Below are 25773 nucleotides of genomic sequence, written 5' to 3' on the forward strand. Positions count from 1 at the left end.
TCACCACTGGGCCTCCACGGTATGCCGCAGTTCCCTGAGCAGCGCGAAGCACGCCTCGGTGTCGCGGATACGCGCATCGCCGAAGCCCGGGTTCTCGAACACGGCCACGGGCCGGGCCGGCCGCGCGGACATGACCATGATCCGCTGACCGAGCATGACCGCCTCTTCCAGGGAGTGGGTAACGAGCACGTAGGGCACCCTGCGCACCTGCCAGGCATCGAGCAGGGCCAACTGCAAACGTTCACGGGTCAGGGCGTCCAGAGAGGAAAACGGTTCGTCCAGAAGGGTCAGCCTGGGGCGGGTGACAAAGGCGCGGGCGATGGCCACCCGCTGCTGCTCGCCGCCGGAAAGATTGGCGGGATAGTCGCCGTCCCGACCGACGATGCCGACCTCGGCCAGTTGGGCGCGCGCCCGCTCCATGCGCTCCTTCCGGCCCATGCCCTGAATCTTGAGGCCCAGCGCCACGTTGTCGATGATCGTGCGCCAGGGCAGGAGGCCGTAGTCCTGAAGGATGATGGAAATGTCGGCGGCCGGGCCGGTGATGGGCCTGCCGTCCAGAAGCGCCCTCCCCTCGTCCGGGGCGGACAGCCCGCTCAACAGATACAGCAGGGTCGTCTTGCCGCAGCCGGACGGACCGACCACGGCCAGCGTCTCGCCTTCGGCAAGAGTGAACGACACATCTGAAATGACGGACCTGCCGTCATAGGACTTTCCCAGATTTTCTGCGGTCAGCATGAGCTACCTGATCTCGGGAGGCAGGGCCACGGCGTCGGGCACGCGCTTCTTGAGCAGGCCCTTGGCAACCATCCAGTCCTGGACCTCGGCCAGCTCCGACGAAGCGGGCAGCGCGGGCGCGGGGAACGGATACACCGGGAAACGGGAGATCAGCGGCTTGGGGATGCGGCAGGTTTCGGCCATGAGCGGACGGTACTTCTCCGGGTTCTCGGCCAGGAGGCGGACCGCCTCGCCGTAGGCGGCCATAAACTTGGCGTAGGCATCCCCGCCGTTGCCGAAATATCGCTTGTGCAGACAAAGCACGGTCAGGGGCAGGTCCAGGTCCTCGGCGGTGGCCAGCACGCTGCCGCCTTTGAGGCGGGCCAGGGAAAGAAGCGGTTCGGGCAGGAGCGCGGCATCCATCTGGTCGGTCAGGAGCATCTGGAGGCGGATGGGCAGCTTCTTGACCTCCACCCGCTCGAAATAGTCATGGCCCACTCCGAAATGGTCCTCCAGCTTGTCGGCCAGAAACTCGATGACCGTGGACTTGGACAAGGTCAGCGTGCGGCCCTTCATTTCGACCAGATTCCTGTCGCGGCCAGCGGGCGAAAGCGCGATGCCGAACATGGGATAGCCCGGCGTGGTCCGCCAGGAAGTCACAACTATGTGCATGGGCACGCCCCGGTCCAGGAGCAGATACGTGGCGACCAGGTCGCCGAAATAGCCGTCGATCTGCCCCGCCTGCATGGCCGTGTCGCGCTCCAGCGCGGACATGAACCTGACCAGGCTCACATCCAGTCCGTGGCGGGCGAACAGCCCTTCCTTGTCAGCCACCTGCAACGGCAGCGTGTCGATGACCGGCAGGATGCCGAAACGAATCTTGATATTTTCCGCGCGAGCGGTGGTGGCCAGGGCCAGAACCACGGCCATGGCGAGAAGTATTTTCTTCATGCCTCTTCCCCTTGAATTTGCTGGCGGAGTTTTTAGCATGATGCGCAGAGAAAAGAAAGACGGAGCAGCCCCCGCCACCCCGTCCGGAAATGAACCCCGCCCCTAGCCGCGACCATCTCCGTGTGAATGGCCATGGGAATGACCGGGCAAGAAACTCCTGGCCACAAGCGCCAGGGTAAGCAAGGCCGAGACCACGCCGACCCAATGCGGAAGCAGCTCGCCCACTTCGGACACAACGGCCCGGATGTCCAGGCCAAGCGCGGCGTACAGATGATCCGTGGCCCAGGCCAGAACCAGGGAACAGGCGACGATGGAGGCCACGTACAGCCCGGCCGCGCGTTTGCCCAGGGTCTTGAGCATGACCGTGACGGTCGCTCCATTGGTGGCCGGTCCGGCCAGAAGAAAGACCAGAGCCGCGCCCGGCGAGAGGCCCTTGAGCAGGAGCGAGGCCGCTATGGGGGTGGAAGCCGTGGCGCAGACATAGAGCGGCAGGGCCACCACCAGCATGACAAGATAGGAAAACAGGCCGGTGCCCATATAGCTGTCCAGGGCATCCTCGGGAATGGCCGCCGAGATGATCCCGGCGACGACGACGCCCACCAGCAGCCAACGGCCGATATCCTCGATCATCTCACCGAAGGCGTGGCGCATCCCTGCCATGAAACGCCCCGACACGGTGGAAGGCGGCGCGGACGCGCACGAACCGCCGCAACCGCAGCCGGTGCAGCCCGCCGAGCTTCCCGCGAGACCGGCGAGGGGCTGGGCCTCGGCCTTGTCGTCCGGGAAGGCGTTGATGAGCACACCGGCGAAAATGGCGGTAATGGTCGCGGCCACGGGGCGGATGACGGTCATCAACGGATCAATGAGCGCGTAGGTCACGGCCATGGAGTCCACGCCCGTCTCGGGGGTGGAAATCATGAAGGCCGTGGTCGCCCCCTTGCTGGCCCCCTGCCTGCGCAAACCGAGCGCGGCGGGCAGCACGCCGCAGGAGCACAGGGGCAGCGGCACCCCCATGACCGCGGCCTTGAGCACCGCGCCCAGCGATTTGCCGCCCAGATGGCGGGCCATGAACGAATCGGGGACAAATCCCTTGAGCAGCCCCGCCACGAAGAAACCGAAGAGCACATACGGCGCGGCCTCGACCAAAACATGCCACGACTCGGCAAAAATATTGACGAAAATCTCGATCATGCTGAAACCTGCGGTCACACTTTATTCATAATTGAGCACTTATTCATAGGAGGAGGCAAAAAAAAGGAGGAGGCGGCTACGCCTCTTCCTTGATGTGATCCAGCCCCTGGGAGACCAAATTACGCACATGGTCGTCGTCCAGGGAATAAAAAACGTTCTTGCCTTCCTTGCGGTAGCGCACCAGCTTGGCCGCCCGAAGCAGCCTCAACTGATGGGATATGGCCGACTGGGACATATCCAGGACCTCGGCCAGTGCGCATACGCACAACTCGCCGATGGACAGGGCGTACAGGATGCGGACCCGGGTGTAATCACCCAGGGCCTTGAAGAGTTCGGCCAGGAACAGGAATTCCCGCTCCGAAAGCATGGAGTCACGGGCAGCAGACACGTTTTTGGCGTGCTGTTCGGTATCGCTGCAAGCTACGTTCGACATTTCTTCCCTCACATGAACACTCACTCATTTGTCATAACAATAAGGTCATACGGGCCGGATGTCAAGTCCGGCCCGTTTCCGACGAACGAAATGAACGGTCAGCCCGTCTTCCTCCTAGCCCAGGCCAAGGCTGTCCAAGGTGAGAATCTTACGCGCCGAGCGGTCCAGAATGCGGTCGATGAGCTCGCCGTGCTCCAGCCCGGCCGCCCGCACTTCCGCCACAAGTCCGGCCACCGTCTTTTCCTGCGCAAGGTAGCCAAGGAACACCTCGCGCACGTCACGCAGGGAAACGAGGCGGTCGGCCCAACCCAGTCCCTCCTGATAGAGCATCTTGGCGGAAAGGAAAGAGGCCAGCAGGGCCAGTTGGTGGGCGCGCGGCAGGTCGTTCACGAGCCGTTCGCGATACCTTTCCGCCAGCACGGCCGGACAGTAGGCCAATAGGACCTCGACCAGCGCGGGATCGTCGGCCACCTGCTTCACGGACTCCTTGAGCACATCGTCAACGCGGCCGGCCAGGGAGTTAATGGACTCGGACAGGGCATAGGAGAGCTGGGTAATGGTCCGCCCTCCCCCGGCCAGTTTGTATTCGCGCATGAGCAGACGCGCCTCGGAACGCGCCCGTTGACGGAGGATGACCAGGAGCTGGCCGACGTACTGATCCTTGATGCCCATGAACTCTTCCTCGGAGAGGATGAGCCCGGCCAGAATCTCGTAGGACGAGCAGATGACGCCGGTCTTGTTGGCCGAAGGGCCGGGCACGGCCAGCACCCCTGCCCGCTCAAGCATGGCGCGGGCGTCGGGCGAGATGAAGATGTTCGCCCCTTCGACGATACCCCGGGCCGAAGGCGTGCCGTCCTTTTGCAGGAACTCCTTCCAGTTGGACATGTTCATCGTGTCCGGCCTGCCGCCCGACGGGATGAAGATGTCGGCCACGGCCGTGTTGTGCAGGGTGTTGCGGATGCGTGTGCCCTCCGGTTCCGCCGTGGACACCACGAAGGCCCCTTCACCCCTGAGTTCGGCCCGACTGAAATCAGCGGCCTTGAGATTGTTGTCCATGAGCCTGAGCAGCTCCCCGTGGTCCATACCCTCCGGGTCGAACACCGCGCCGTGGCCGTCGGTCATGGCGACGATCTTCGCATTCTTGCCGAACTCCCGAATGAGAATGCGCATGACGTTGGAGGCCACGTCCCCGGCGGGGCCGCCGGTGATCTTGACCGTGAATGGCTCGTTCTCCGGATCGATGCCAAGCGTGCGCAACAGTTCCTCGGCAAAGACGATGACCCCTTCCGAGGTGACGCCGTACTTCTTGTGGGGGATACCCGCTCCGGGCTTGGAACTCATGAAGGCACTGGGCCACTTGTAGCCGCGCCGGGCGGCCCTGTCCGCCATCCACTGGATGTGTTCCGGGGTGATGTTCTCGTCCGGGCCGAGGAAGATTATCTCCTCGCGGCCCAGGTAATCGACGATGCCGGGCTGGACGAAGCCGTTGCTTCCTTCGGGCGCGACGAGCAGGTCCAGGAAGGAGTCGACCATGGATTTGACCGCCAGGTCGATGTCGCCTTCCGGGCCGAGCAGAATGACGGCCTTGGAGCCGCCTTCGGGGATGTCCTTGTTCTTGAACTGCTGAGCGCGGGCCAGCTTCGTGACCTCGTCGAGCAACCGGTTGGATTCGACCTCGAACTGCTCCTGGCTCCAGGTCCGGACCACGCGGACGCCGCCCCGGGCCATGTCGCGATAGCGCACGTGGAAGGCCCAGCTGTACGGGCCGTGGAAGCAGTACACGCCGAAGGGGCGCTCCTTCTTGGGCAGCGGAGCCAGAATCAGCGGATCGAGACGGAAACTCAGGCCCAGCTTATGTTCCAGATAATAATTGGTCCGCAGGGTGTAGCGGAAGAACTTGTAGACATAGGTCAGGATGTCGCGGTGAATGGCGTTGTCCACGTCCCTGATGGCCGCCCGCACCAGCTCGCGCTGATCGCGCATGGCCGAGACGCGGTCCCCGGCAAACGCCGGATCGAAGCGCACCTCGAAATAGCGCATAAGCAGCCGGGTGACCTCCCGGTGCTTGAGAAGGGCGTAGACGATGCGCGACGAGGTATAGGCATGAAGATCCTTGCGGATGAGGAACTGATGGGCGAATTCTCCGGCGGCCTGCATAAGCATGACCTGTCCCAGTTCCCAGCCATCCTCGTAGGCCAGGGCCTCCAGGCCGTGCGGCGCGAACCACTTGCACATTTCGAGCTGGCGTTTAAGACGCAGCCACAGCTCGTCCCCCTCGTTGAGTTCGATGCGCTTCCTGTCGAGATAAAAACTCATGATGGAAATGGCGGATTGGCCCGGCCGCTCGAACTCGTCGGCATACGCCCGGTCCACGGGCACGCCCTCCCGGCCGAAGACATTGACCACCGTATGCAGCAGCCCCTTCTTGGGCGGCTGGACCATGGCGACGCCGACACGATCGAAACCGGGATGCACGTCCTTTTCAAGCTGGACCTCCACCCGCTCCAGATTCTCCAGGCAGCCGCAAGTCTTGAAATGGCGCACGGCTCGACCCGGCTCGAACTTTTCCATGTAATCGTCGCTGACCCAGCCGAGAAACCGCTCGAAACCGTTCAAGTCGGTGGAGGCTACCCCCATTTCCCCGGCCTTCGCCTTTTCCAGGACCTCCTTTACCGTCGCGTTGTCCGCGGCGCAGGCGGGTTGCGGGGCGAGAACGAAGGTGTCCAACCTGAGGGAGTCGTCCCGGCTGGAATAAAGGCGCGCGTGCTGAATGTCCTTGTCCCGATACTGATCGAGCACCCGGCCGAGCGTGTCCATGTCCCCACCGTGGGAGATATGCGTCACCCGCGAGCCACACGGGCTGTGCAACGCGATGGCCTGCCTGTCCTTGCGGACCATACCCGAGACGAGCGCCATCAGATGCCTGACCTGCTCGTCCTCGCTGTGGGTCTGAAAATAATACTCGGGCATGTTGCCGTAGAACCAGGGCACCAACTCGGCGGCCGAGCTCTCCAGAGTTTTCAGGAGTTTCTTCCTGACCTTCGCCGGATCGTCATGAATCTCGGTATTCATCGCGCATCATCCTTTTGTTCAAGAATTTTTTACACGTATCCGCCGATAGTGCCTTCGCGCATCCCCTGCGTCAACTCAATAACGCAAATCAAGTTCAAGCCCTCAACCCGTTATAAATATCCAACTTCGCAATCTAATGGCGTGGACAGAAAACTGGTGACGTCGTATGGGAAAAGACAAATGCCCACCGCAACAAAAACCCGATTCGGGAGTAATGAATATGAGTAGAACCGCCTTAGATACCGGCATTCTCCTGGAGACGGGAACCAACGAACTCGAAATCCTCGAATTCTACATCAACGAGGTCCGCGAGCCGGGGAAGGACCCCGTACCGAATTTCTTCGGCATCAACGTCGCCAAGGTCATGCAGGTCATCGAGACGCCCAATCTTGAACCGCCGGAGTCCGCGCCGCACCCTTCGTTCATGGGCACCATCCCCCTGCGCGACCTTATCCTGCCGGTGCTGGACCTGTCCGTCTGGCTCGAACTGGACATGCCCAAAACGGAACGGGACATCGTCATCGTCACCGAGTTCAGCAAATCCGTGACCGGATTTTTGGTGTCGGGCGTGACCGAAATCCACCGCGTGGGCTGGGGCGAGGTCATCCCGCCGTCCAGCATCATCTCCACCAACACCGACGCCATTGTCGGCCTCATCGACAAGGGCGACTACTTCGTCCAGCTCCTTGACCTCGAAACCATTCTCTCGCAGTTCGAGCCGGACGACGGCGTGGAGATGGCCGTGTCGGACAACGAGTACACGGTCCTCGTGGCCGACGACTCGGCCACCATCCGGGCCATGATAAAAGCCAACCTGACCGAGGCCAACTTCAAGCCCATCGTCACCAACAACGGCAACGAGGCCCTGCGCGCCATCATGGACATCAAGGCCAGGGCCGAGGCCGAGGGCAAGGACGTCACCGAATATGTGGATCTGGTCATCTCCGACATCGAGATGCCCCTCATGGACGGCTTCAGCCTGACCAAACGCATCAAGGAAGACCCCGTCCTGCAAGGCTTGCCGGTCATCCTGTACTCGTCCATCATCACCAACGAGCTGCGGCACAAGGGCGAATCGGTAGGCGCGGACATGCAGATATCCAAGCCCGACCTGCATACCATCCCGCAGGTGGCCCTGGACCTCATTGAAGGCGGTGCCCGCTGATGCGGCTGAACGATCAGGTGATCGAAATCTTTTTGGAGGAGACTGCGGAGCGGCTCGACTCCATCGAATCCGGCCTGCTCCATTTGGAGACCTGCGGCCTTGACTGCGGTACCGAGACCATAAATTCAATCTTCCGCGACGCCCATTCGGTCAAGGCGGGCTCAAATTTGCTCAAGCTGACCAACATCGAGGACCTGGCCCACAAGCTCGAAAACGTCTTGGAAATGATCCGCCAAAAGAAAATAGCCCCCTCGGAGATGATCGTCACCGCCTGCCTCGAATCCGTGGACAAGCTTCGCGAGCTTATCGAAAATGTCGACCGCAGCGAAACCATCTCCACCCGGCTCCACAAGCACATGCTCGATGTGGCTGTGCAGAAAACGCTAAACGGGGAATGACCCCGCCCCCCCATGGCCTTCCCCTTACCGGCGTTTTGCCGACGCATCACGGGAAAGTGGGACAGGGACTATATGGGGGACGAAACGGGGAAAAAGCGGCTGCCCTTTTTCGCAGAACCCGGCGCTAGTTCTCCAAGGTCGCCAAAAGCTCCTGGGCCTCGGTCATGCGGGAAAAGGAAGTGTTCTTGAAGACCTCGCTCTCCGCAGCCTTGACGAACTCGTCGTAGGTCATGATCCGGAAGTTCATCATCACTCCCCTGATCTTGAAGTACATCTCAAGGAAGGCGAAGACCTGCTCGTCGGCCAGCCGCCCGGCCAGCTCGCGGCCGTTGTTCAGAGAGGTGAACGGCTTGTTCATGCCGCCGAGAAAAAACATGTCCAGCCCGGACGCGCCGTCCGTGACCACTCCAAGCAGGTTGAAGGTATGCAGCCGGGCCGCGAACTCTTCGGTCATGTTCGGCAATTCGAGAAGGTCCTTCTTGGGATACATGCCCACGAAGACCATCTGCTCCCCTTCCTCGGCCATGGTATGCCGAAAGACATGCTCGTCCCGGTTCTTCCGGGCGGCCTTGACGGTTTCGTAGAGGTCGAGAGCAAAAGCGAGTTTCAGGTCGCGCGCGACTTTTTCGTCCATGTGAATCTCCGTTAGATAATGCCGTGCAAGGGGCCGCCCTTGGCGCCCAGTTCGTCCACCCGCTTCTCCACCTCGGGGTCTTCCTCAAGGGGCGGCGCGTGATAAGTCTTGAGGCGGGCGTCGACGACCAGCGCCTTTTCCGCGCCCCAATGCTTGGCGTGGGTAAATGCGCCCGCGCCGTAAATGTCGGTGGCCGGATCGGACCGGGTGAAGGCCACCCAGAGAAAATTATCCCAATTCTTCGCCGTAAACCCCGCGTCGTCAGCCACCACGATCAGCGGGAAGCCTTCGATGCCGGGGACCTTCCCCAGCATTTCGCCCAGCCGCTCCAGGGCCGGGTCCTGCTGGTCCCGCTTGCGCCGATGCTTGGGGCCCTTGATGATTAGAATCCCCGGCGCAAAGACTTGCGGGTCGCGGAAACCGCGCGGCAGATCGAGCCCGCCCGGCACCTCCGCAGCCAGCTCGCGCTTGCGGCTCCCGGCCACGGCCAGAACGAGCTTGGACCCCTGATTCAGGCTGATGCCGGAATAGTCCAAGGTGTCGATGGTGGTCCTGGTGATGAAATGCAGATCGCGGGTCAGGTCCGCCCGTTCCAGCAGATGCCGGAAGAACTCGGGCACGTCGTGGCAGCCGATCCCGGCGGGCAGGTCCTCTTGCGCCGCGATGAGCACATACTTGGACAACGAGGTCTGGGTATTGCCGAGCAGAGCCATGGCGTTGGTCAAAATCTCCTGAGGCTGCCGCTCGGCCGCGTACGGCACGTACCGCTCGCTACCCACGGCCAGAAGCAGCGGGTGCACCCCGGCCGCGTCCACCGCGTGAACCTCGTGCACGCCGGCGAAAACCGACGGGACCAGCTCGGCGGTCAGTTCATGGACGAACGCGCCGAACAGCGTATCTTCCTGGGGAGGACGGCCCACGGTGGTAAAGGGCCAGACCGCGTTGTCGCGGTGGTAGACCTTGTCCACCTTGAGAACGGGAAAGTCGTGGGCCAGGCTGTAGTAACCCAGATGATCGCCGAACGGCCCCTCGGGCTTCTCCGCCCCCTGGACCACTGTTCCGCAAATGCAGAAATCCGCTTCGGCCGGGATAGGCAGGCCGCCGGGCCGCTTTACCATGGGGATGCGGTGGCCGCCCAGCGCGCCAGCGAAGAACAGTTCGGCCAGCCCCTCGGGCAAAGGCATCATCGCGGCCACTGTCATGGCGGGCGCGCCGCCCACCGCGATGTTCACCTTGAGGGGCTCGCCCCGCTTGATGGCCTCGGCATGATGATGACCGATGCCCCGGTGAATCTGATAGTGAAGCCCCACTTCCCGGTTCTTCTCGAACTCGTTGCCCGAAAGCTGGACGCGGTACATGCCCAGATTCGATCCGGCGAAACCCGGCGCGGCCGGATTCTCCGAGTACACTTGGGGCAACGTCACGTAGGGGCCGCCATCCATGGGCCAGGACTTGAGCGCGGGCAGACTGGAGATGGCCGTCTCGTTGGCCATGACCGGCCCGTCCGAGACGGTCCTGGGCATGGTGTGCCAGGCCGTTCTGGGCGCGCCGAGATATCGCCAGGGGTGGCGCAGACACTCCATGGGGTCGAGCTTGAGCTTCATCAACCGCTCCACCATCTCCACGGTGTCACGAAAGATGAAGCGCATCCGTTCGCGAGTTCCATACAGGTTGGCGGCCATGGGAAATCGGCATCCCCTGACATTGCCGAAGAGCAGGGCCGGGCCATTGACCTTGAAAACCCTGCGCTGGATGGCTCCTATCTCCAGATCCGCGTCCACGCTCTTTTCGATGCGGACGAGGTCCCCTCTTGCCTCAAGAGCGTCGAGGCATTCACGCGTATTCCTGTATCCCATTGCGGTTCCCGTTTTTTTGACTTGCAGCGAGTCAATCTAGACGGAAATAGAGGAAAAGTTAAGCGGAGAATCCATCCATGCGAGAACCATCAGGCATTTATCGCCGAGGCTAGTGTCTGGTCGGCGGCGGTTCCCATACGCATTCGTAGCGCGTAAACGACAGGCGGCAGGACAAGAGCAGGTCCTCGCTCAGGGGACGCATCCATCTAGAGGCGAGATTGCGGCACGTGTTGCAGAATTCCTCGGGATAGCGGCACACCAGGCAATAGGGTTGATAATCGTCGCAGCTCGCTGAATTCCAGGGACGTTGATGTCCAAGAATACACTTCTTGTGGTGGAAGACGCATTCCAGGCAGTTATTTGACATTGTTGATATTTTACGCATTTCCAAGTCCTCCGAACCGGGTATGATCTCAGTATCGCTGTAAGCATGGCGAAAACCTTTTTTGTATTATAATTTTATCGCCTCCACTGTCGATTTTACCGCGCAGGACATGCAAAAAGCCTCCAAGTTGGCGGAATTCCGCCGATCTCGCCGACCATCCCGGTCTTGTCATTTGCAGGACATCTGCTAGGTTGCCATGGCAAACAAAACACCGTGTTCGGAGGAAAACAATGCCCTTGATTCAATGGGACGAAACCATGGCCGTCGGCATGGACGAGCTGGACGATCAGCACATGGAACTCATCGACCTCATCAACGAGGTGTACGAGGCCATCCAGCGCCACGACGAACCGAGGATGTCCCATATCCTGGACAAGATGCGGGACTACGCCGTCATCCACTTCGAAACCGAGGAAGCGATCCTGAGCAGTTGCCGCTATCCCGACGTTGCGGGCCATGCCCGACAGCATCAGAACTTCACGGACAGGGTGGACGACTTCAAGTGCAACATGCTTACCACGACCAACCTCTCCCAGGTCTTTATCTTTCTCAGCCGCTGGCTGACCAACCACATCATGAACGAAGACCGAGAATTCATTCCCTGGCTGCCGCAAAAGAATGACGAGGGAGCGTAAAACGTAACAAAAAGCCCCTGCCGATCGGCAGGGGCTTTACTTTGTCGTCATATCCGGACCCGGCAGCCTTACAGACTCCCCGAGCGGGCAGTCCGTCGGCGACGCCTCTACTCGTCCGTATGCGCCGTCAGGAACATGCTCTTCTCCAGCGCCGCAAAAAACTGCTGATAGATGAGGGGATCGGTGATCGGCTCAATGTTATACTGGGCGTTGGCCCTGACCGTCATCTGATCGGCCCCCCGGGGAATGGTGTTCACGGTCATTCGCACCCGGTACCCGTGCAGCTTGGTCCCTGAAACCGAACCAAGCTCATAGGACGCCTTATCAATGACGAAGCCCAGGTCCTGCAAAGTCGCGATAACCGTCTGCAACGTCTTTTTCTTGTCTCCGGTGTCGAAGTAGCGCGTCTGCATGGCGCGCAGCTTGACCTGAGATTCGCCATCGCTGTCCAGGATATTTCTTTGGGCCGTCTGACAGCCTGCGAGAACCAGGAAGGCGACCAGAAGCAAAAGCGATTTCTTCATATTGTGTTAGCCTCAAGGAATAAAGATTTCGACAATTTTTCAAAGAACTCTTTGTATATCAGCTCGTCATTGATCTGCCGCTGAGAGTTGACCTGGCCCAACTTGTTGAAAACGACCTGCTGAAAGGTAACCCGCACAGCGGTGCTGCCCGGCGCATCCTTGACAGTCAGAAGCGTGTCCAGATCGGTCGCCAGGGTGTTCGCAGTGTTCTCGGCGATGCTCCTGGCTATGCTTTCGCGCGCATCCTTTGGAAAAGCGTCCATCAATCCATCGTAGATCGCGTCGTGGACCCGCTGTTTGACATCGGCGATCCGCTCCGGCGACAGGTCAGTATCGGGCATTTCGCCATCCCCGTCCAAATGCCGGATTACCAGCGAAACCTTAACGAGTTGAGTCGCGTCCGCCGAATTCACGGCGTTGGAATTGTTGCCCAACGCCCCGAGCAAGGCCAGCAGAAATACCTGGCCGCCGTCGGTCGCGTCCCGATTCTTGGAGGCCACGACCACGCCCAACTCCGGATCGGTCTCGTCCAAGTTGAAACCCAAATCCTGAAGAACGGCGTTAGCCGCGACCAGAACAGCCATCTCGTTTCCGGTATCATACCGCCTGGTCTGAAGTTGCCTGTCGGCAAGAGATTCGGGCGATAATTGGAGAGCGTCCTTAGGGATACGCGCGGCGCACCCCGTCGTCAGGAGCAACATAAGCAACAAACAAAACCATTTCCGATACATAGTTGCATCCCGCCCGGCTAAAAACTGGACTGCCGATAAGCGAAGTCCCGAACGAGGTTGTTCTCGTCATACTTGATGATAATCGTAAGCGTCCTCTGGGTCGAACTCGCGGCCCCGCTGTTGCCGCTATAGCTGCCGCTTCCGGCCGCGCCCCCGGCGCCTCCGAAGACAAGCCCCAGAACGCCGACGCCGCCCGAAGAAGAAGAATAGACGTGTTCGGTGGACACCTTATCATAAATCCAGACTTCCCGCCGCTGGGTATCGGTCGTAACCATATTGGGAGCCCCCAGGATAGCGGCCACGTCCGCACTGGACATCCCGACCTTGATCTCCTTTTGGACGGTTCCCACGGTCAGCTTGTCGCCGGAGTCATCCCGCACGTCGTCCCGGTGCTGCTTGGCGGCCATACACCCGGCGCTCGCCAACAGTGCAAACGTCAGGATCATAGTCAGAAATACCCTCATACTCACCTCTAATCCCGGATTAATGTTGTACAAGAATGCAAATCTACCTTTTGACACAAAGAAATGTCTAGAGATTTATCGAACCAACCACGCCCCTGAAAGGAGGAACAGCCTTTGGTTCTCAAGTGTTCCCCTCTCCGCATATGAGAAAACGATACAAACGACACGACTCCAAACCCGCTCCGGTACTCGCAGAGGAGTTGAGGAGGCGGATTCGAGCAGGGTCAAATCAATACCGGCCGACTAGATCTCGCCGGATCGGCCCAATTCCTGAAAGGATTATCCTGATCGACACTTCCCGCAGGCCGATGCCGGTAAACTGAAGCCGGGCATTGCCGTCCACCGCCTTGTGTTCAACGGCCCCGGCTTCGCGCCACCCGGGGAACAAATCGAGCATAACCAGCGAGTTCATCCACAGCCGCGAAAACGCCCCCCGAGGACGGCCTCGAAAACGGCAAAAACAGATTCATTCCAAGCTCGGCCGACGATGAACAATTCGTCGAGAAGCGCGGACTTCAACGCGGACAGGATCACATAGCGCCTTCGGAAAGGCGCGGACCGGATATGGTTCGGGAAAAATCTAGTGACCGATTCTGAGGATGGCGTCCATCACCGAGAATACGAACAGGCCGGGAACGACGGCGGCCGCAGCCAAACGGGGCCACGTTGGCCGGAATGCGGCCAAACCGAGACCGGCAATACCGCAGGCAACCACGGCCAAGCCTGTTCCCCCGATAACGAGATGGACAGGATACACCGCCAAAAGCAACAGCAGGCCGATGCCCGCGAGGATCAAACGTTGAGCCGTCACTGTCATATTTATAGTGCATAGACGTACCCCTGAAACCCGTCAACCTCGCACGGATGGGCGCAGACGCAGAAATCTCCACATATCCGGTGGCTAGCGGATGCGAGGGCCCTACGAGGGGCAGCAGCGGAACTCCCCTGCCGCCTCGCCCATGGTCAGGAACCTCAGCAGTGTCAAAAGACTTGCCGAGCGCCTTGCACCTGGTGGGGCGAAAAGACCTGAAGCCTCGGCCTCTACTGTAGACATAGGGCAGAAAAAAGAAAAAGGACCTATCGAAACTACTTCGATAAGTCCTTGTTTTCTATGGCGGGCTATACAAGATTCGAACTTGTGACCTCTTGCTCCGGAGGCAAGCACTCTATCCAACTGAGCTAATAGCCCGCGGGAAGAAAGTAGCTATACTTCGCCTTCCCCTTTGTCAAGGCCATACTGCCGTCCAAATAAAGGAAACCGTGGAAGCCCGGAAATCCCGCCAGGCGGATTCCGCTTGCGGGCAAGTCACATTAAAGTCTATACGTCTGACAAATCGAACATATGGGAGAACCATGGACACCAAACGGATTATTCTCGCGGTCAGCGGTGCCAGCGGCACCGTGTATGCGGCGGCTCTTGTCGACGCCCTGACCGGACGCGAAGACGTGGAACTGCACGTTATTATATCGGACGCCGCGCGACGGGTTCTCGCGGTGGAGACCGACCTTTCCCCCGACGCATTGGAACGCGGCGCGGCCGCAGCCTACTCGCAGAACGACATCGCCGCACCGCCGGCCAGCGGTTCCTGGAAGCATGACGGCATGATTATCTGCCCCTGCTCCATGGCGACCATGTCCGCCGTGGCAACCGGCTTCGGCCACACCCTCATTCACCGGGCCGCCGACGTCTGCCTCAAGGAGCGGCGCAGGCTGATCCTGGTCCCCCGCGAGACCCCGTTCACAACCATCCATCTGCAAAACATGCTCACGGCCACCCAGGCCGGAGCTGTCGTGTTACCGGCGAGTCCGGGCTTCTACCACCGCCCGGAAACCATCGCGGATCTGGCAGGCCAGGTGGCAGGCAAGATTCTCGATCAACTGGATATCCCCCACAACCTTTTCAAGCGGTGGGGAGAGTAGGAGGAGCGCCATGGAGATAACCTGGTTCGGCCACGCGAACTTCAGAATCAAGGCCGCCGACGCAACCCTGTTCATCGACCCGTTTTTCGTGGGCAATCCCAGCGCCCCCACGTCATACAAGGACGTGGACGAGTGCAACCTCATTCTGGTGACCCACGACCACCACGACCACATCGGCCAGACCCTGGAGCTTGCCGTCAAACACGATGCCGAGGTGGTGGCCATGTTCGACGTCATCCAGTCCCTCATTGAAATGGGACTGCCCGAACACCTGGGCGTGGGCATGAACATAGGCGGCACGATCAACCGCCTCGGGCTGGACATCCAGATGGTCCAGGCCATGCATTCATCGACCACAGGGATGCCCGCGGGCTTCGTCATCACCGATCCGGACGGCCTGTGCGTCTACGATTCGGGCGACACCGGCCTGTTTGGCGACATGGAGCTATTCGGGAAATTCCACGACATCGACGTGGCTATCCTGCCCATCGGCGGCCGGTTCACCATGGACGCGAAACAGGCGGCCTATGCCTGCAATCTACTGAAATGTGGAAAGATCATTCCCCAGCACTGGGGCACCTGGGGCATTCTGGACCAGAACACCCGGTCGCTGGCCGAGCAACTCACCCTGCTGGCGCCGGACACCGAACTGCTTGAACTGGAGATCGGCACGCCCACAACCCTCTAGCGGACCGGCTCATTCCGCGCTCCGAAGAGGCAATCACGGACCAGCCGCGATCAACGCGACGACTTGAGGGCCTGCAAGGCCGCGTGAATCTTCTCACCACGCTTGGGGCCGATGCCGGACAATCCGCCGATGGCGTCCGGCCCGGCTTCAAGCATGGCGTCCAGCGACTCGAAACGGTCCCACAAAACGCGGGCCGTCTTGGGGCCGATGCCGGGGAGAGAGGTCAGCTCGCTGCTCAGGACCGCCTTCTTGCGCGCCCTGCGCTGCCTGCCCAAAACAAATCTGTGGGCCGTGTCGCGGATCATCTGTAAAAACAACAACTCCGGGCTGCCGGGCTTGAGCGGCATGGGATTCTTGCGCCCCGGCCGGAAAACCACGTCCCCCAACTCGCCCGCCCTGCGCGATTCGCCCTTGGCAATGGCGGCAAGCTCCCAGCCGCACTCCATGGTGCATTCGGCCAAGCCCTTTTCCACGGCGGACAACTGCCCCCGGCCACCGTCGATGAGCACCAGATCGGGCCACGGCGGACCGGACTCCATGCGGCGGCGGGCCCATCCGGCCAGGGCCGCATAATCGTCCGCCGCGCCCTCCAATTCGGGAAAGGCGTAGAGCCGGGACGCCTCGGGGTTGCGCCGTCCATCCTCAAAGACCACCTGCCCCACGCGCATATCCTTGCCAGACAGATGCGAAGCGTCCACGCACTCGATACGCACGGGGTCCTCGGGCAGTCGCAGGACCTTCCGCAGCCTCGAAGTGATGGTCTCCTGCACCTCCATGGCCTGCGCGGCAACATTGCGGGCGATGCCGAGAAGCTGTTTTTCCTGGGTGTTCCTGGGCGACACGATACGTACGGCCGCCCCGCTCCGCTCGGCCAGGACTTCGGGAAGCGGGGATTCCTCAAGATCCATGGGCACGACCACCGTGGATGGGATAAACCGGCCCGGCCCGTAAAACTGGCCGATGAAGCTCTCCACAACCTCCGGCCCCTCGTCCAAAGTCAGCCCGGGCCAAAAGAACTGCTTCTGATCGAGCAGGCGTCCCTGGCGCACGAAAAGCAGCCCGAGCCCGAGTCCCTGCCCGTTTTCCGCCAGACCGATCACATCGCGGTCGCGGTTGTCGTGAATCACGGCGGCCTGCCCTTCCACGGTCTTTTGCACCGCCCTGATCTGGTCGCGATACTCGGCGGCCCGCTCGAATTCCATATCCCGGGACGCCACCTTCATCTTGCGAGTCAGGTCGTCCACCAATTCCATACTCCGCCCGGAAAGCAGCATCTCCACCCGATGCACCATCTCGGCGTAGGCCTCTCGATCCACATCGTTGACGCAGGGCCCCCAGCACTGGCCGATGTCATGGTACAGGCAGGGACGCACACGATTGCGGAAGGCGGTGTCCTTGCACTTGCGCAAGGGAAACACCTTGCCGAGCAGCTTCCAGACCGTGCGCGCTGCCGATGCCGAAGTGAACGGTCCAAAATACACCGCCCCATCGCGAACCACCTTGCGGGTCATGGCCAGACGGGGAAACTCGGACTGCCGGTCGAGGCGGAAAAGAACGTACTGCTTGTCGTCCTTGAGGACGATGTTGTAGCGCGGCCGGTGCTTCTTGATGAGTCCGGACTCCAGGAGCAGAGCTTCCTTCTCGGTGGCCGTGAGCAGTATGTCCACATGCCGGATGTGGCTGACCAGAGCGCGCGTCTTGGGTGTATGGGCGGCGGTGTTCCTGAAGTAGGAAGCGAGCCTTCGGCGCAGTCGTTTGGCCTTGCCCACATAAAGAATGCGGCCCCGCCCATCCTTCATTAAATAGACACCCGGCGTGTCGGGAAAATGATCGGCAAAAAATTTGTACTCGGTATCCATGTCGATGTGTTTTTTTCAATGTTTTTTGAACGGCATAAAATCATAGCGAAAAAAGCGACGTAAATCACTCTAGATAGAATAAAACACAACATATTGGTTTTTTTAGATTTATTCTCCTACCAAAAACAAATCGGTTCAATTTTTTTGCCGGTAAAAAATTTTTTACTCTGTTGCATTTTTTAACCGGAATTTGTTGCAAAAGCCGTCAGGCTAAGATAAACGGAATGCAGTTAAGGCGTTAACTTGGTCTTTAATTGCAAAAAAAGGAAGATTACAAATGAAACGTTTGACTCTGCTCGCAGTCGCCCTGGTCATGGTCCTGGGTATGGCTGTGTCCGCTTCCGCGGCTCCCGAGGTTTCCATCTCCGGTAACCTCCTCGTGAACGCCGTCTGGATGGACAACTGGAACTTTAACGATTCCGAACGCACCAAAAACTTCAACATCGTCGAGCGTGCCGATCTGTACTTCACTGTGACCGCCAACGAAAACCTGAAGGGTGTTCTCGGCCTGCGTTCCCAGAAGAGCGACGGCTCCCGCACCGGTCGTTGGGGTGGTCCTCAGTTCGGTCTGGACAATCCCGGTGGCGTCAACGCTGCCACGCTGGGCGTCCGTGACGCTTACATCGACTTCAACTGGCCCGGCACCGACGTCAACGTCAAAGCCGGTGTCTACACCGTCGGCCTGCCGCAGGCCGTTGGCGGTGCTTCCATGATCGTGGCCGAACGCGCTGGTGCCGTCATGGTTTCCGCTCCGCTGACCGAAAACATTGGCGTCCTGGCCGGTTACACCCGCCTGTACGACAACGACGACAACAGCGAAGGCTTCGGCGACAGCTACCTGGACGGCTACCTGGTGGCCGTGCCCCTGACCTTCGAAGGCGTGTCCGCCACCCCGTACTTCCTGTACGGCAATGCCGGCGACAACTTTGATGTTACCACCGGCGGAGCTCTCGTCAACACCGAGGATGAAGACGCCGCCGCCTACTGGGTCGGTACCGACTTCACCCTGTCCGTGCTGGATCCCTTCATCATCAAGGCTGACCTGGCCTACGGTAACCTCGACAGCGACACTGAAGCGAACGAGGCTTCCGGTTGGATGTTCGACGTGGCTTTGGACTACACCGGCTTCGACTTCATGACCGCGTCCGCCTACTTCGTGTACACCTCCGGCGCCGACGACGACAACAGCGACGGCCTGGAATCCATGCCTGTCCTCCAGGGCGACTGGGCCGTTGGCTCCTTCTACTTCGGCGGCGGCTCCATCACCGGCGACGATCTGGATGCCGAAGACGGCAACCGCCTCGGTTTCTGGGTCCTCGGTCTGTCCCTGACCGACATCCAGTCCTTTGCCCAGGGCCTGACCCACGACTTCCACGTCTTGTACGTCCAGGGTACCAACGACGAAGACTCCTACAACACTGGTGACTCCATTGGCTCTTACCTGACCGAAGAAGACTCCCTGTGGGAAGTTGACTTCAACACCACCTACGCCCTGTACGACAACCTGAGCCTCATCGGTCAGGTCGGCTACATCAGCTCCGACTTCGACGAAGATGTCTGGGGTTCCGACGTCGAGAACGACGCTTGGAAGATCGCCACTGGTGTTGTTTACAAGTTCTAAGCTCGCTTAGAACCTTAAGCTGAATAGCTTATCTGCCAAGTGACGCCAGAGGGCCGGGGAGTGCAAACCCCGGCCCTCTTTCTTTGTGAGCCCGCCCTCGACTTTTGATCTTCGCTCGGCTATTAGATATCCCCTTGGACGAACAAATAGACAACCGCCTTTCATGAGGTCGACATGCCCTGTAGAGATTTGACATACACCAACCCGGAAGACTGGACCGCCATCGGCGCGTGGCTTGAGAAACGCAAGGATCCGGACACCAAAGTAGACGCCATCGTGCGGAACATCCTCGCCGATGTCCGCGAGCGCGGAGACGATGCACTGGCCGAATACACCCGTAAATTCGACTGCCCGTCCTTTGACGCGGCCGCTCTCTGCGTTCCCGTCGAAGCCATTTCCGCCGCCCTTTCCGACATCCCCGTCGAGGACGCGGACATCCTCAGGGAGGCCATCGACCGTGTCCGCACCTTCCACCTGAACCAGAAGGAAAAGTCCTGGTGGACCACCGCCGAAGACGGCACCATACTCGGACAGATGGTTCGTCCCGTCGACCGCGTGGGCCTGTATGTACCCGGCGGGCAGGGCGGCGAAACCCCGCTCATCTCCAGCCTGATAATGAACGCCATTCCGGCCCAGGTGGCGGGTGTCGGGTCCATCGCCGTAACCTCGCCCCCGCGCAAGGACGGCACGCTCAATCCCTACATCCTGGCCACCGCGGCACTGCTCGGGCTGGACGAAATCTATTTGGCCGGTTCCGCATGGGCCATCGCGGCTCTCGCCTTCGGCACCAAATCCATCGCCCCCTGCGACGTGTTGGCCGGTCCGGGCAACATCTTCGTGGCAACCGCAAAGTCTCAGCTCATCGGTCAGGTGGGCATCGACATGGTGGCCGGTCCATCTGAAATCGTCATCCTCGCCGATGAATCGGCCAACCCCGAATGGCTGGCCGCCGACATGCTTTCCCAGGCCGAACACGACCCCTTGGCCGCTTCCATCCTTGTCACCACGGACACAGCGCTGGCCGCAAAGGTGCACGAGGCGCTCAAGCCGCAATGCGAGGCCCTGCCGCGCTGCGACATCGCCGCCAAATCCCTGGAGAACTGGGGAGCCATTATCACCGTGCCCGACATCGCGGCCGGAGCGGAGATAGTCAACCTGCTCGCCCCGGAACACCTTGAACTCGCCGTGACCGACCCGTGGTCCATCCTCGGCTCCATCCGTCACGCCGGAGCCATCTTCATGGGGCACAACTCCCCCGAACCCGTGGGCGACTACTTTGCAGGCCCCAACCACGTTCTGCCCACCCTGCGCACGGTTCGTTTTTCCTCGGCCCTTTCCGTGCAGAACTTCTGCAAGAAGTCCAGCGTGATCGCCGCAAGTCCGAGCTACGTCGCCGAACACGGCGCGAAAATCGCCCGCCTGGCCAGATTGGAAGGGCTCGAAGCCCACGCCCGCAGCGTGGAACAACGCAACAAGTAACAATACCTTAAAGAGGGAATACCATGGCTGCCGTTCTTGAAACCAACATTTCCGAATATCCGCTCATTTCCCGGGGCAAGGTCCGCGACATCTACGAAATCGACGCGGACACCCTGCTTCTGGTGACCACCGACCGCATCTCCGCCTTCGACGTGGTCATGCCCGACCCCATCGAGGGCAAGGGCAAGGTCCTCAACCAGATCACCCTGTTCTGGATGAAAATGATGGAAGACCTGGTTCCCAACCACATCATAGCCACCAATGTCGACGACTACCCGGAGCCGCTGCACAAGTACCGCGAGCAGCTCCAGGACCGCTCGGTACTGGCCAAGAAGGCCAAACCCCTGCCCATCGAGTGCATCGTTCGCGGCTTCATCACCGGCTCAGGCTGGTCCGACTACCTCAAGACCGGCGAAGTCTGCGGCCATAAGCTGCCCGAAGGCCTGAAAGAATCCGAGATGCTCGAAACGCCCCTGTTCACCCCGTCCACCAAGGCCGAACTGGGCGCGCACGACGAGAACATCTCCCTGGACAAGGCCGCCGATCTGCTCGGCGAAGAGATGATGCGCAAGGTGGAGAAGCTGGCGCTTTCCATCTACACCCGCGCCCGCGACTACGCCAAGGAGCGCGGCATCCTCATCGCGGACACCAAATTCGAATTCGGCGTCCTCGACGGCGAACTGATCTTCATCGACGAAGCCCTGACCCCCGACTCTTCGCGCTTCTGGCCCGAAGAGGGGTATGCGCCCGGCCAGACCCAGCCGAGCTTCGACAAGCAGTACTTCCGCAACTGGCTGATGGAGATCGGCTTCAACAAACAGCCGCCCGCGCCGCGTATTCCCGCTGAAATCGCCGAGCGGACCCGCGGAAAATATCTGGAAGCCTACAAGCTCCTGACCGGAGAGGACCTGAAACTTTAGGGAGATCACATGCCTGAATGGCTGCAACTCGTCCTACTGGTGATCCTGGGCCTGGTCATAGGCCGGGTGATGCGTGGGAAATTCGGCGGGGGATGAGGCCCCGGCGCGAATCAGTGCGGCTGGACGCCGCCTGACGACAAGGATAAGGATAAAGATTAGAAAAGGGAACGGGTGCGCCTCTTGACAGGCGCGTCGAATCCAAATATGTAACCTCTCTTGCCTTGCTCTCCGCCACGTGGAGGAGGGCCAATGACCAAAAGGAGTACAAAATGGCAAACAATTACGAGACGCTCGTCCTGCTCTCTCCGGAGCTGGCCCAGGAGGACAGAAGCTCCATCCTGGACGGCCTCACCGGAATCATTGAGCGCGATGGCGGCAAAATGGTTGAGACCGACGACTGGGGAATGCGCCAGTTGGCCTACCCCGTCCAGAAGCAGACCCGTGGATACTACGTTCGCATGGTGTTCGAAGCCCCCGGCGCGCTGGTTGCCGAGCTTGAACGCAACATCCGCATCACCGACGGCATCTTCAAGTTCATGACCGTCAAACTGGCTGCCTAGGAGGTTTCACCATGGCTTTCCGTAAAAAATTCACCCCGAGGAAGAAGTTCTGCCGCTTCTGCGCGGACGCAGAGCTGCCCCTGGACTACAAGCGTCCGGATATCCTCCGCGATTTCGTCACCGAGCGCGGCAAGATCATTGCCCGCCGCATCACCGGCACCTGCGCAAAGCACCAGCGTCGGCTGACCAACGAGATCAAGCGCGCCCGTCAGATGGCCCTGCTTTTCTACACCACCGTTCACAGCACCGATGTGAAGAAACGGAGCTCCATGTAGGAGGGAGGACCCATGAAACTTATCTTACGCGCTGACGTCGACGCTCTGGGTCGACTCGGAGACATCGTTACTGTCAAGCCCGGTTTCGGCCGCAACTACCTGATCCCGCAGGGTCTGGCCAAGCCCGCAACCACCGCCAACCTGAAGGCCTTCGAACTGGAACGCCGCAAGCTGCAGGAGCAGGCTGATTCCCTGCGCGCCCAGGCCGAGGGCCTGGCCGATCGCATCGCCTCCACCCCGATCGAGATCGAGGTGCGTGTCGGTGACGGCGACAAGCTGTACGGTTCCGTGACCACCGTCAACATCGGTGACGCCATGGAAGCCGCCGGCATCGAGATCGATCGCCGCAAGATCATCCTGCCCGAGCCCATCCGCTCCCTGGGCGAATACGAGATCGAAATCCGCCTGCACCCCGACGTGCGCGGCGAGCTGAAGCTCACCGTCGTCCGTCACGGCGGTTCCGTGATCGAAGAACCCGTGGAAGTTGAAGAAACCGAAGAAGTGGCCGAGGCCGTCGAGGAATCCGTAGAGAATGCCGAAGACGCCGAGACCGCAGAGGCCTAGTTCGGGCCAATACGCAGATAATCCGGAAGAGGCCCTGGACAGGGCCTCTTCCGATATCTTACGCAAAGTCCCTCCCCACTCTTTCGAGGCCGAGCAGGCAGTGCTCGGCGGTGTATTCCAGTCCGAAAGCATGTTCCACCAACTGGTGGACATCATCGGTCCGGATGATTTCTATTCGCCTGTCCACCGGGACATCTTCAAGGCGTTCACACAGCTTTACGACGACCACCAGCCCATCGACGTCGTCACCGTGGCCAACCAGTTGGCCAAGAACGATACACTTGATACCGTTGGCGGCCCTGTCTACCTCGCTGAGCTTTCCGATTCCGTGGTCAGTGCGTCCAACGCTCTGCACCACGCGCAGATCGTCCGCGACAAGCACATCCTGCGTGAACTCATCGACATCTCCAGCGGAATCATCTCCAACTGCTTCTCCTCGCACGACGTAGGGGAAGTCCTGGACGAATCCGAAAAGGAAATCTTCCGCATCGCCCAAAGCAAGGAGATGCGCGGGATGCAGTCCAGCGGGCAGTTGGTGCCCAAGGTCTTCGATGAACTGACCGCCCGGTTCAACAACAAGTCGGTGGTCACGGGCATCCAGACCCACTACCACGACTTCGACAACATGACCGCCGGGTTGCAGGACTCCGACCTGATTATCATCGCGGGCCGCCCGTCCATGGGTAAGACCGCCTTCGCCCTGAACGTGGCCCTGCGCGCCGCGGCCCGGTCCGAATGTCCCACGGCCATCTTCTCCCTGGAAATGTCCATGGAACAGCTCATGACCCGTCTGCTCGCGGTACAAAGCAAGGTGGAGCTGTCCAATCTCCGTACCGGCTACCTCGACGACTCCGACTGGAACAAGCTGTACGAGGGCGCGGACGTACTCAGCAAGGCCCCGATCTTCATCGACGACACTCCGGCCCTGTCCACGTTGGAACTACAGGCGCGTTGCCGGCGTCTCAAGGCCGAGCATAATCTCGGCCTGATCGTGATCGACTACCTCCAGCTCATGCGCTCCAGCGCCCGGCCGGACTCTCGTGAACAGGAAATTTCGGACATCTCCCGGCACCTCAAGGCTCTGGCCAAGGAGCTGAACGTACCTGTCATCGCCCTGTCCCAGCTCAACCGCAAAGTGGAAGAGCGTACGGACAAACGCCCCATGATGTCGGACCTTCGCGAATCCGGCGCTATCGAGCAGGACGCTGACATTATCATTTTTCTTTATCGCGATGCCGCCTACAACAAGAGCGAGGACAACCCGCTCAAGAACCACGCGGAAGTCATCATCGGCAAGCAGCGCAACGGTCCCACGGGCCGGTGCGAGCTCTTCTTCAAGAAGGAATACACGCTTTTCGAAAACATGGACGCCACGGCCTATCCCTCCGAACTGCCTGAGGGATTCCACCAGGACGGCGAATAACCTCAATCCCGCGGAACCGCTATGTACTACGATCCAGTAGAAACCATGGACCGCGCCGCCCTGGAAAACATCCAGGCCGAACGCCTCAGAGAGACCATCGAAATCGCCAAGCGTTCTCCCTTTTACGCCGAACGGCTCAAGGGGATCGAACCAGGCGATATCAAGACCCCGGCGGATGTGGCTGGCCTGCCCTTCACCACCAAGGAAGACCTGCGCGGCCAGTATCCCCACGGGCTGCTGACCCGCCCTCTTGAGGATTTCGTCCGTCTGCACGCTTCCAGCGGCACCACGGGCTCCCCGGTGGCTATTTTCTACACCCGCAAGGACCTGGACACCTGGGCCGATCTCATGGCCCGGTCCATGTTCTGTTGCGGCTGCCGCCGGAGCGACGTCCTGCAGAACACGTCGGGCTACGGCCTTTTCACCGGCGGACTCGGCATCCACTACGGTTCCGAGCGGCTCGGCATGTTGACCATTCCGGCAGGCACGGGCAACACCAAGCGTCAGATCAAGCTCATCCGCGACCACAACGTCACGGTCCTGCACATCATTCCGTCGTTCGCCCTCTATTTCGCGCAGAAAGTCCGTGAAGAGGGGTATGACCCCAAGGACATGCCGTGGCGCATCGCGCTCATCGGCGCGGAGCCTCACACCGAGGAGGCGCGGCGCAAGATCGAGAGGCAGATGCACATCAAGGCATACAACTGCTACGGCCTTTCCGAGATGAACGGACCGGGCGTGGCCTTCGAATGCGAACACCAGAACGGTATGCATCTGTGGGAAGACGCCTACATCCCCGAGATCATCAATCCCGAGACGGGAGAGCATGTCGCCGAAGGCGAGGTGGGCGAGCTGGTCATGACCACCCTGCGCCGCGATGGAATGCCGATCATCCGCTACCGCACCCGCGACCTGACCCGCTTCCTGCCGGGCCAATGCGAATGCGGCCGCACTCACCGACGCATCGACCGCATCTCCGGCCGCGCCGACGACATGATGATTCTCAAGGGCGTGAACATCTACCCCATGCAGGTCGAACAGTGCCTCATGACCATGCCCGAAGTGGGACAGAGCTATCTTATCGAACTTATCCGCGAAGGTGTTTCCGACCAGATGCGGGTCAAGGTCGAAATCAAGGACGAATACTTCGTTGAAGACATGCGCGCCCTCCAGGGATTGCAGAAGCGCATAGCCAAGAATCTGTGCAACGAAATCCTCGTCACCCCGCGCGTCGAACTGTGCCAGTCCAACTCCATTCCCAAGGCAGCGGGCAAGGCCGTCCGCGTCGTCGACCTTCGGGACAAGGAATAG

The 25773-nt window shown here is 60.3% G+C and carries 26 protein-coding genes and 1 tRNA gene; 13 read left to right on the forward strand and 14 right to left on the reverse strand.

Annotated features, from left to right (window positions below; translation table 11 throughout):
• The 5 genes from LF599_RS11630 to LF599_RS11650 all read right to left on the reverse strand — a co-directional run bounded on the left by LF599_RS11630 (position 1) and on the right by LF599_RS11650 (position 6361).
• Complete coding sequence (locus LF599_RS11630) at positions 1-735, reverse strand: ABC transporter ATP-binding protein (protein ID WP_279520877.1); 735 nt, start codon at positions 733-735, stop codon at positions 1-3.
• A gap of 3 nt (positions 736-738) precedes the next feature.
• Positions 739-1665, reverse strand: a complete 927-nt coding sequence (locus LF599_RS11635) for an ABC transporter substrate-binding protein (RefSeq protein WP_279520878.1) — start codon at positions 1663-1665, stop codon at positions 739-741.
• A gap of 102 nt (positions 1666-1767) precedes the next feature.
• Positions 1768-2853 carry an SO_0444 family Cu/Zn efflux transporter gene (locus LF599_RS11640; protein WP_404823756.1) on the reverse strand — a complete coding sequence of 362 codons (1086 nt, stop codon included), beginning with the start codon at positions 2851-2853 and terminating at the stop codon, positions 1768-1770.
• 79 nt (positions 2854-2932) lie between these two features.
• The gene (locus LF599_RS11645) at positions 2933-3289 is read right to left on the reverse strand and encodes an ArsR/SmtB family transcription factor (protein WP_279520880.1); all 357 of its coding nucleotides are present in this window, start codon (positions 3287-3289) and stop codon (positions 2933-2935) included.
• Positions 3290-3403: 114 nt separating this feature from the next.
• Positions 3404-6361: an NAD-glutamate dehydrogenase domain-containing protein gene (locus LF599_RS11650; protein WP_279520881.1), complete on the reverse strand. Its 2958-nt coding sequence runs from the start codon at positions 6359-6361 to the stop codon at positions 3404-3406.
• 220 nt (positions 6362-6581) lie between these two features.
• Between LF599_RS11650 and LF599_RS11655 the strand changes: the two genes are divergently transcribed.
• Together LF599_RS11655 and LF599_RS11660 are read left to right on the forward strand one after the other, a co-directional pair.
• The gene (locus LF599_RS11655; RefSeq protein WP_279520882.1) at positions 6582-7526 is read left to right on the forward strand and encodes a chemotaxis protein; all 945 of its coding nucleotides are present in this window, start codon (positions 6582-6584) and stop codon (positions 7524-7526) included.
• Positions 7526-7924, forward strand: a complete 399-nt coding sequence (locus LF599_RS11660) for an Hpt domain-containing protein (protein ID WP_279520883.1) — start codon at positions 7526-7528, stop codon at positions 7922-7924. Before LF599_RS11655 ends, LF599_RS11660 begins: the two co-directional genes overlap by 1 nt.
• A gap of 124 nt (positions 7925-8048) precedes the next feature.
• Here the strand turns inward: LF599_RS11660 and LF599_RS11665 are convergent, their stop codons facing one another.
• The 3 genes from LF599_RS11665 to LF599_RS11675 form a co-directional block, all read right to left on the reverse strand.
• A complete protein-coding gene (locus tag LF599_RS11665; RefSeq protein ID WP_279520884.1) occupies positions 8049-8558 on the reverse strand; it encodes a hypothetical protein in 510 nt (169 codons plus the stop codon).
• Positions 8559-8569: 11 nt separating this feature from the next.
• A complete protein-coding gene (locus LF599_RS11670; protein ID WP_279520885.1) occupies positions 8570-10414 on the reverse strand; it encodes a UbiD family decarboxylase in 1845 nt (614 codons plus the stop codon).
• Positions 10415-10523: 109 nt separating this feature from the next.
• Entirely contained in the window at positions 10524-10799 is a 276-nt protein-coding gene (locus LF599_RS11675) for a hypothetical protein (protein ID WP_269942300.1), read from the reverse strand.
• 230 nt (positions 10800-11029) lie between these two features.
• Here LF599_RS11675 and LF599_RS11680 point away from each other — a divergent pair, with 230 nt between their 5' ends.
• Entirely contained in the window at positions 11030-11434 is a 405-nt protein-coding gene (locus LF599_RS11680) for a bacteriohemerythrin (RefSeq protein ID WP_279520886.1), read from the forward strand.
• 107 nt (positions 11435-11541) lie between these two features.
• Here LF599_RS11680 and LF599_RS11685 read toward each other — a convergent pair whose 3' ends face one another.
• The 5 genes from LF599_RS11685 to LF599_RS11705 form a co-directional block, all read right to left on the reverse strand.
• Positions 11542-11958: a lipoprotein gene (locus tag LF599_RS11685; RefSeq protein ID WP_279520887.1), complete on the reverse strand. Its 417-nt coding sequence runs from the start codon at positions 11956-11958 to the stop codon at positions 11542-11544.
• The gene (locus tag LF599_RS11690; RefSeq protein ID WP_269942297.1) at positions 11955-12542 is read right to left on the reverse strand and encodes a hypothetical protein; all 588 of its coding nucleotides are present in this window, start codon (positions 12540-12542) and stop codon (positions 11955-11957) included. Before LF599_RS11690 ends, LF599_RS11685 begins: the two co-directional genes overlap by 4 nt.
• Before the next feature lie 164 nt (positions 12543-12706).
• Entirely contained in the window at positions 12707-13135 is a 429-nt protein-coding gene (locus LF599_RS11695) for a hypothetical protein (protein WP_279520888.1), read from the reverse strand.
• A gap of 598 nt (positions 13136-13733) precedes the next feature.
• Complete coding sequence (locus LF599_RS11700; protein WP_279520889.1) at positions 13734-13970, reverse strand: hypothetical protein; 237 nt, start codon at positions 13968-13970, stop codon at positions 13734-13736.
• Between the two features lie 295 nt (positions 13971-14265).
• Positions 14266-14342, reverse strand: a tRNA-Arg gene (locus tag LF599_RS11705).
• Between the two features lie 164 nt (positions 14343-14506).
• On the opposite strand from LF599_RS11705, the gene LF599_RS11710 reads away from it, so the two are divergent.
• The gene (locus tag LF599_RS11710; protein ID WP_279520890.1) at positions 14507-15073 is read left to right on the forward strand and encodes a UbiX family flavin prenyltransferase; all 567 of its coding nucleotides are present in this window, start codon (positions 14507-14509) and stop codon (positions 15071-15073) included.
• 10 nt (positions 15074-15083) lie between these two features.
• A complete protein-coding gene (locus LF599_RS11715; RefSeq protein WP_279520891.1) occupies positions 15084-15761 on the forward strand; it encodes a metal-dependent hydrolase in 678 nt (225 codons plus the stop codon).
• 50 nt (positions 15762-15811) lie between these two features.
• On the opposite strand, the gene uvrC is transcribed toward LF599_RS11715, so the two are convergent.
• Positions 15812-17620 carry an excinuclease ABC subunit UvrC gene (gene uvrC, locus LF599_RS11720; protein WP_279520892.1) on the reverse strand — a complete coding sequence of 603 codons (1809 nt, stop codon included), beginning with the start codon at positions 17618-17620 and terminating at the stop codon, positions 15812-15814.
• A gap of 277 nt (positions 17621-17897) precedes the next feature.
• Here uvrC and LF599_RS11725 point away from each other — a divergent pair, with 277 nt between their 5' ends.
• The 8 genes from LF599_RS11725 (at position 17898) to LF599_RS11760 (ending at position 25773) form a co-directional block, all read left to right on the forward strand.
• Complete coding sequence (locus LF599_RS11725) at positions 17898-19241, forward strand: outer membrane homotrimeric porin (RefSeq protein WP_269942293.1); 1344 nt, start codon at positions 17898-17900, stop codon at positions 19239-19241.
• Between the two features lie 174 nt (positions 19242-19415).
• Positions 19416-20720 (forward strand): histidinol dehydrogenase, encoded by a 1305-nt coding sequence (hisD, locus tag LF599_RS11730; protein ID WP_279520893.1) that lies wholly within the window; start codon positions 19416-19418, stop codon positions 20718-20720.
• Positions 20721-20743: 23 nt separating this feature from the next.
• Positions 20744-21640 (forward strand): phosphoribosylaminoimidazolesuccinocarboxamide synthase, encoded by an 897-nt coding sequence (locus LF599_RS11735; RefSeq protein WP_279520894.1) that lies wholly within the window; start codon positions 20744-20746, stop codon positions 21638-21640.
• A 269-nt stretch (positions 21641-21909) separates the two neighbouring features.
• Positions 21910-22200, forward strand: a complete 291-nt coding sequence (rpsF, locus tag LF599_RS11740; RefSeq protein WP_269942291.1) for a 30S ribosomal protein S6 — start codon at positions 21910-21912, stop codon at positions 22198-22200.
• 11 nt (positions 22201-22211) lie between these two features.
• On the forward strand, positions 22212-22475 hold the full coding sequence (gene rpsR / locus LF599_RS11745) for a 30S ribosomal protein S18 (RefSeq protein ID WP_014321549.1): 264 nt from the start codon (positions 22212-22214) through the stop codon (positions 22473-22475).
• Between the two features lie 12 nt (positions 22476-22487).
• A complete protein-coding gene (gene rplI / locus LF599_RS11750; protein ID WP_269942290.1) occupies positions 22488-23039 on the forward strand; it encodes a 50S ribosomal protein L9 in 552 nt (183 codons plus the stop codon).
• Positions 23008-24462, forward strand: coding sequence for a replicative DNA helicase (gene dnaB / locus LF599_RS11755; RefSeq protein ID WP_279520895.1), 1455 nt, complete (start codon positions 23008-23010; stop codon positions 24460-24462). Before rplI ends, dnaB begins: the two co-directional genes overlap by 32 nt.
• Positions 24463-24483: 21 nt before the next feature.
• Positions 24484-25773 (forward strand): phenylacetate--CoA ligase family protein, encoded by a 1290-nt coding sequence (locus tag LF599_RS11760; RefSeq protein WP_279520896.1) that lies wholly within the window; start codon positions 24484-24486, stop codon positions 25771-25773.

This window comes from Pseudodesulfovibrio thermohalotolerans, from assembly GCF_021353295.2.
Classification (GTDB): domain Bacteria; phylum Desulfobacterota; class Desulfovibrionia; order Desulfovibrionales; family Desulfovibrionaceae; genus Pseudodesulfovibrio; species Pseudodesulfovibrio thermohalotolerans.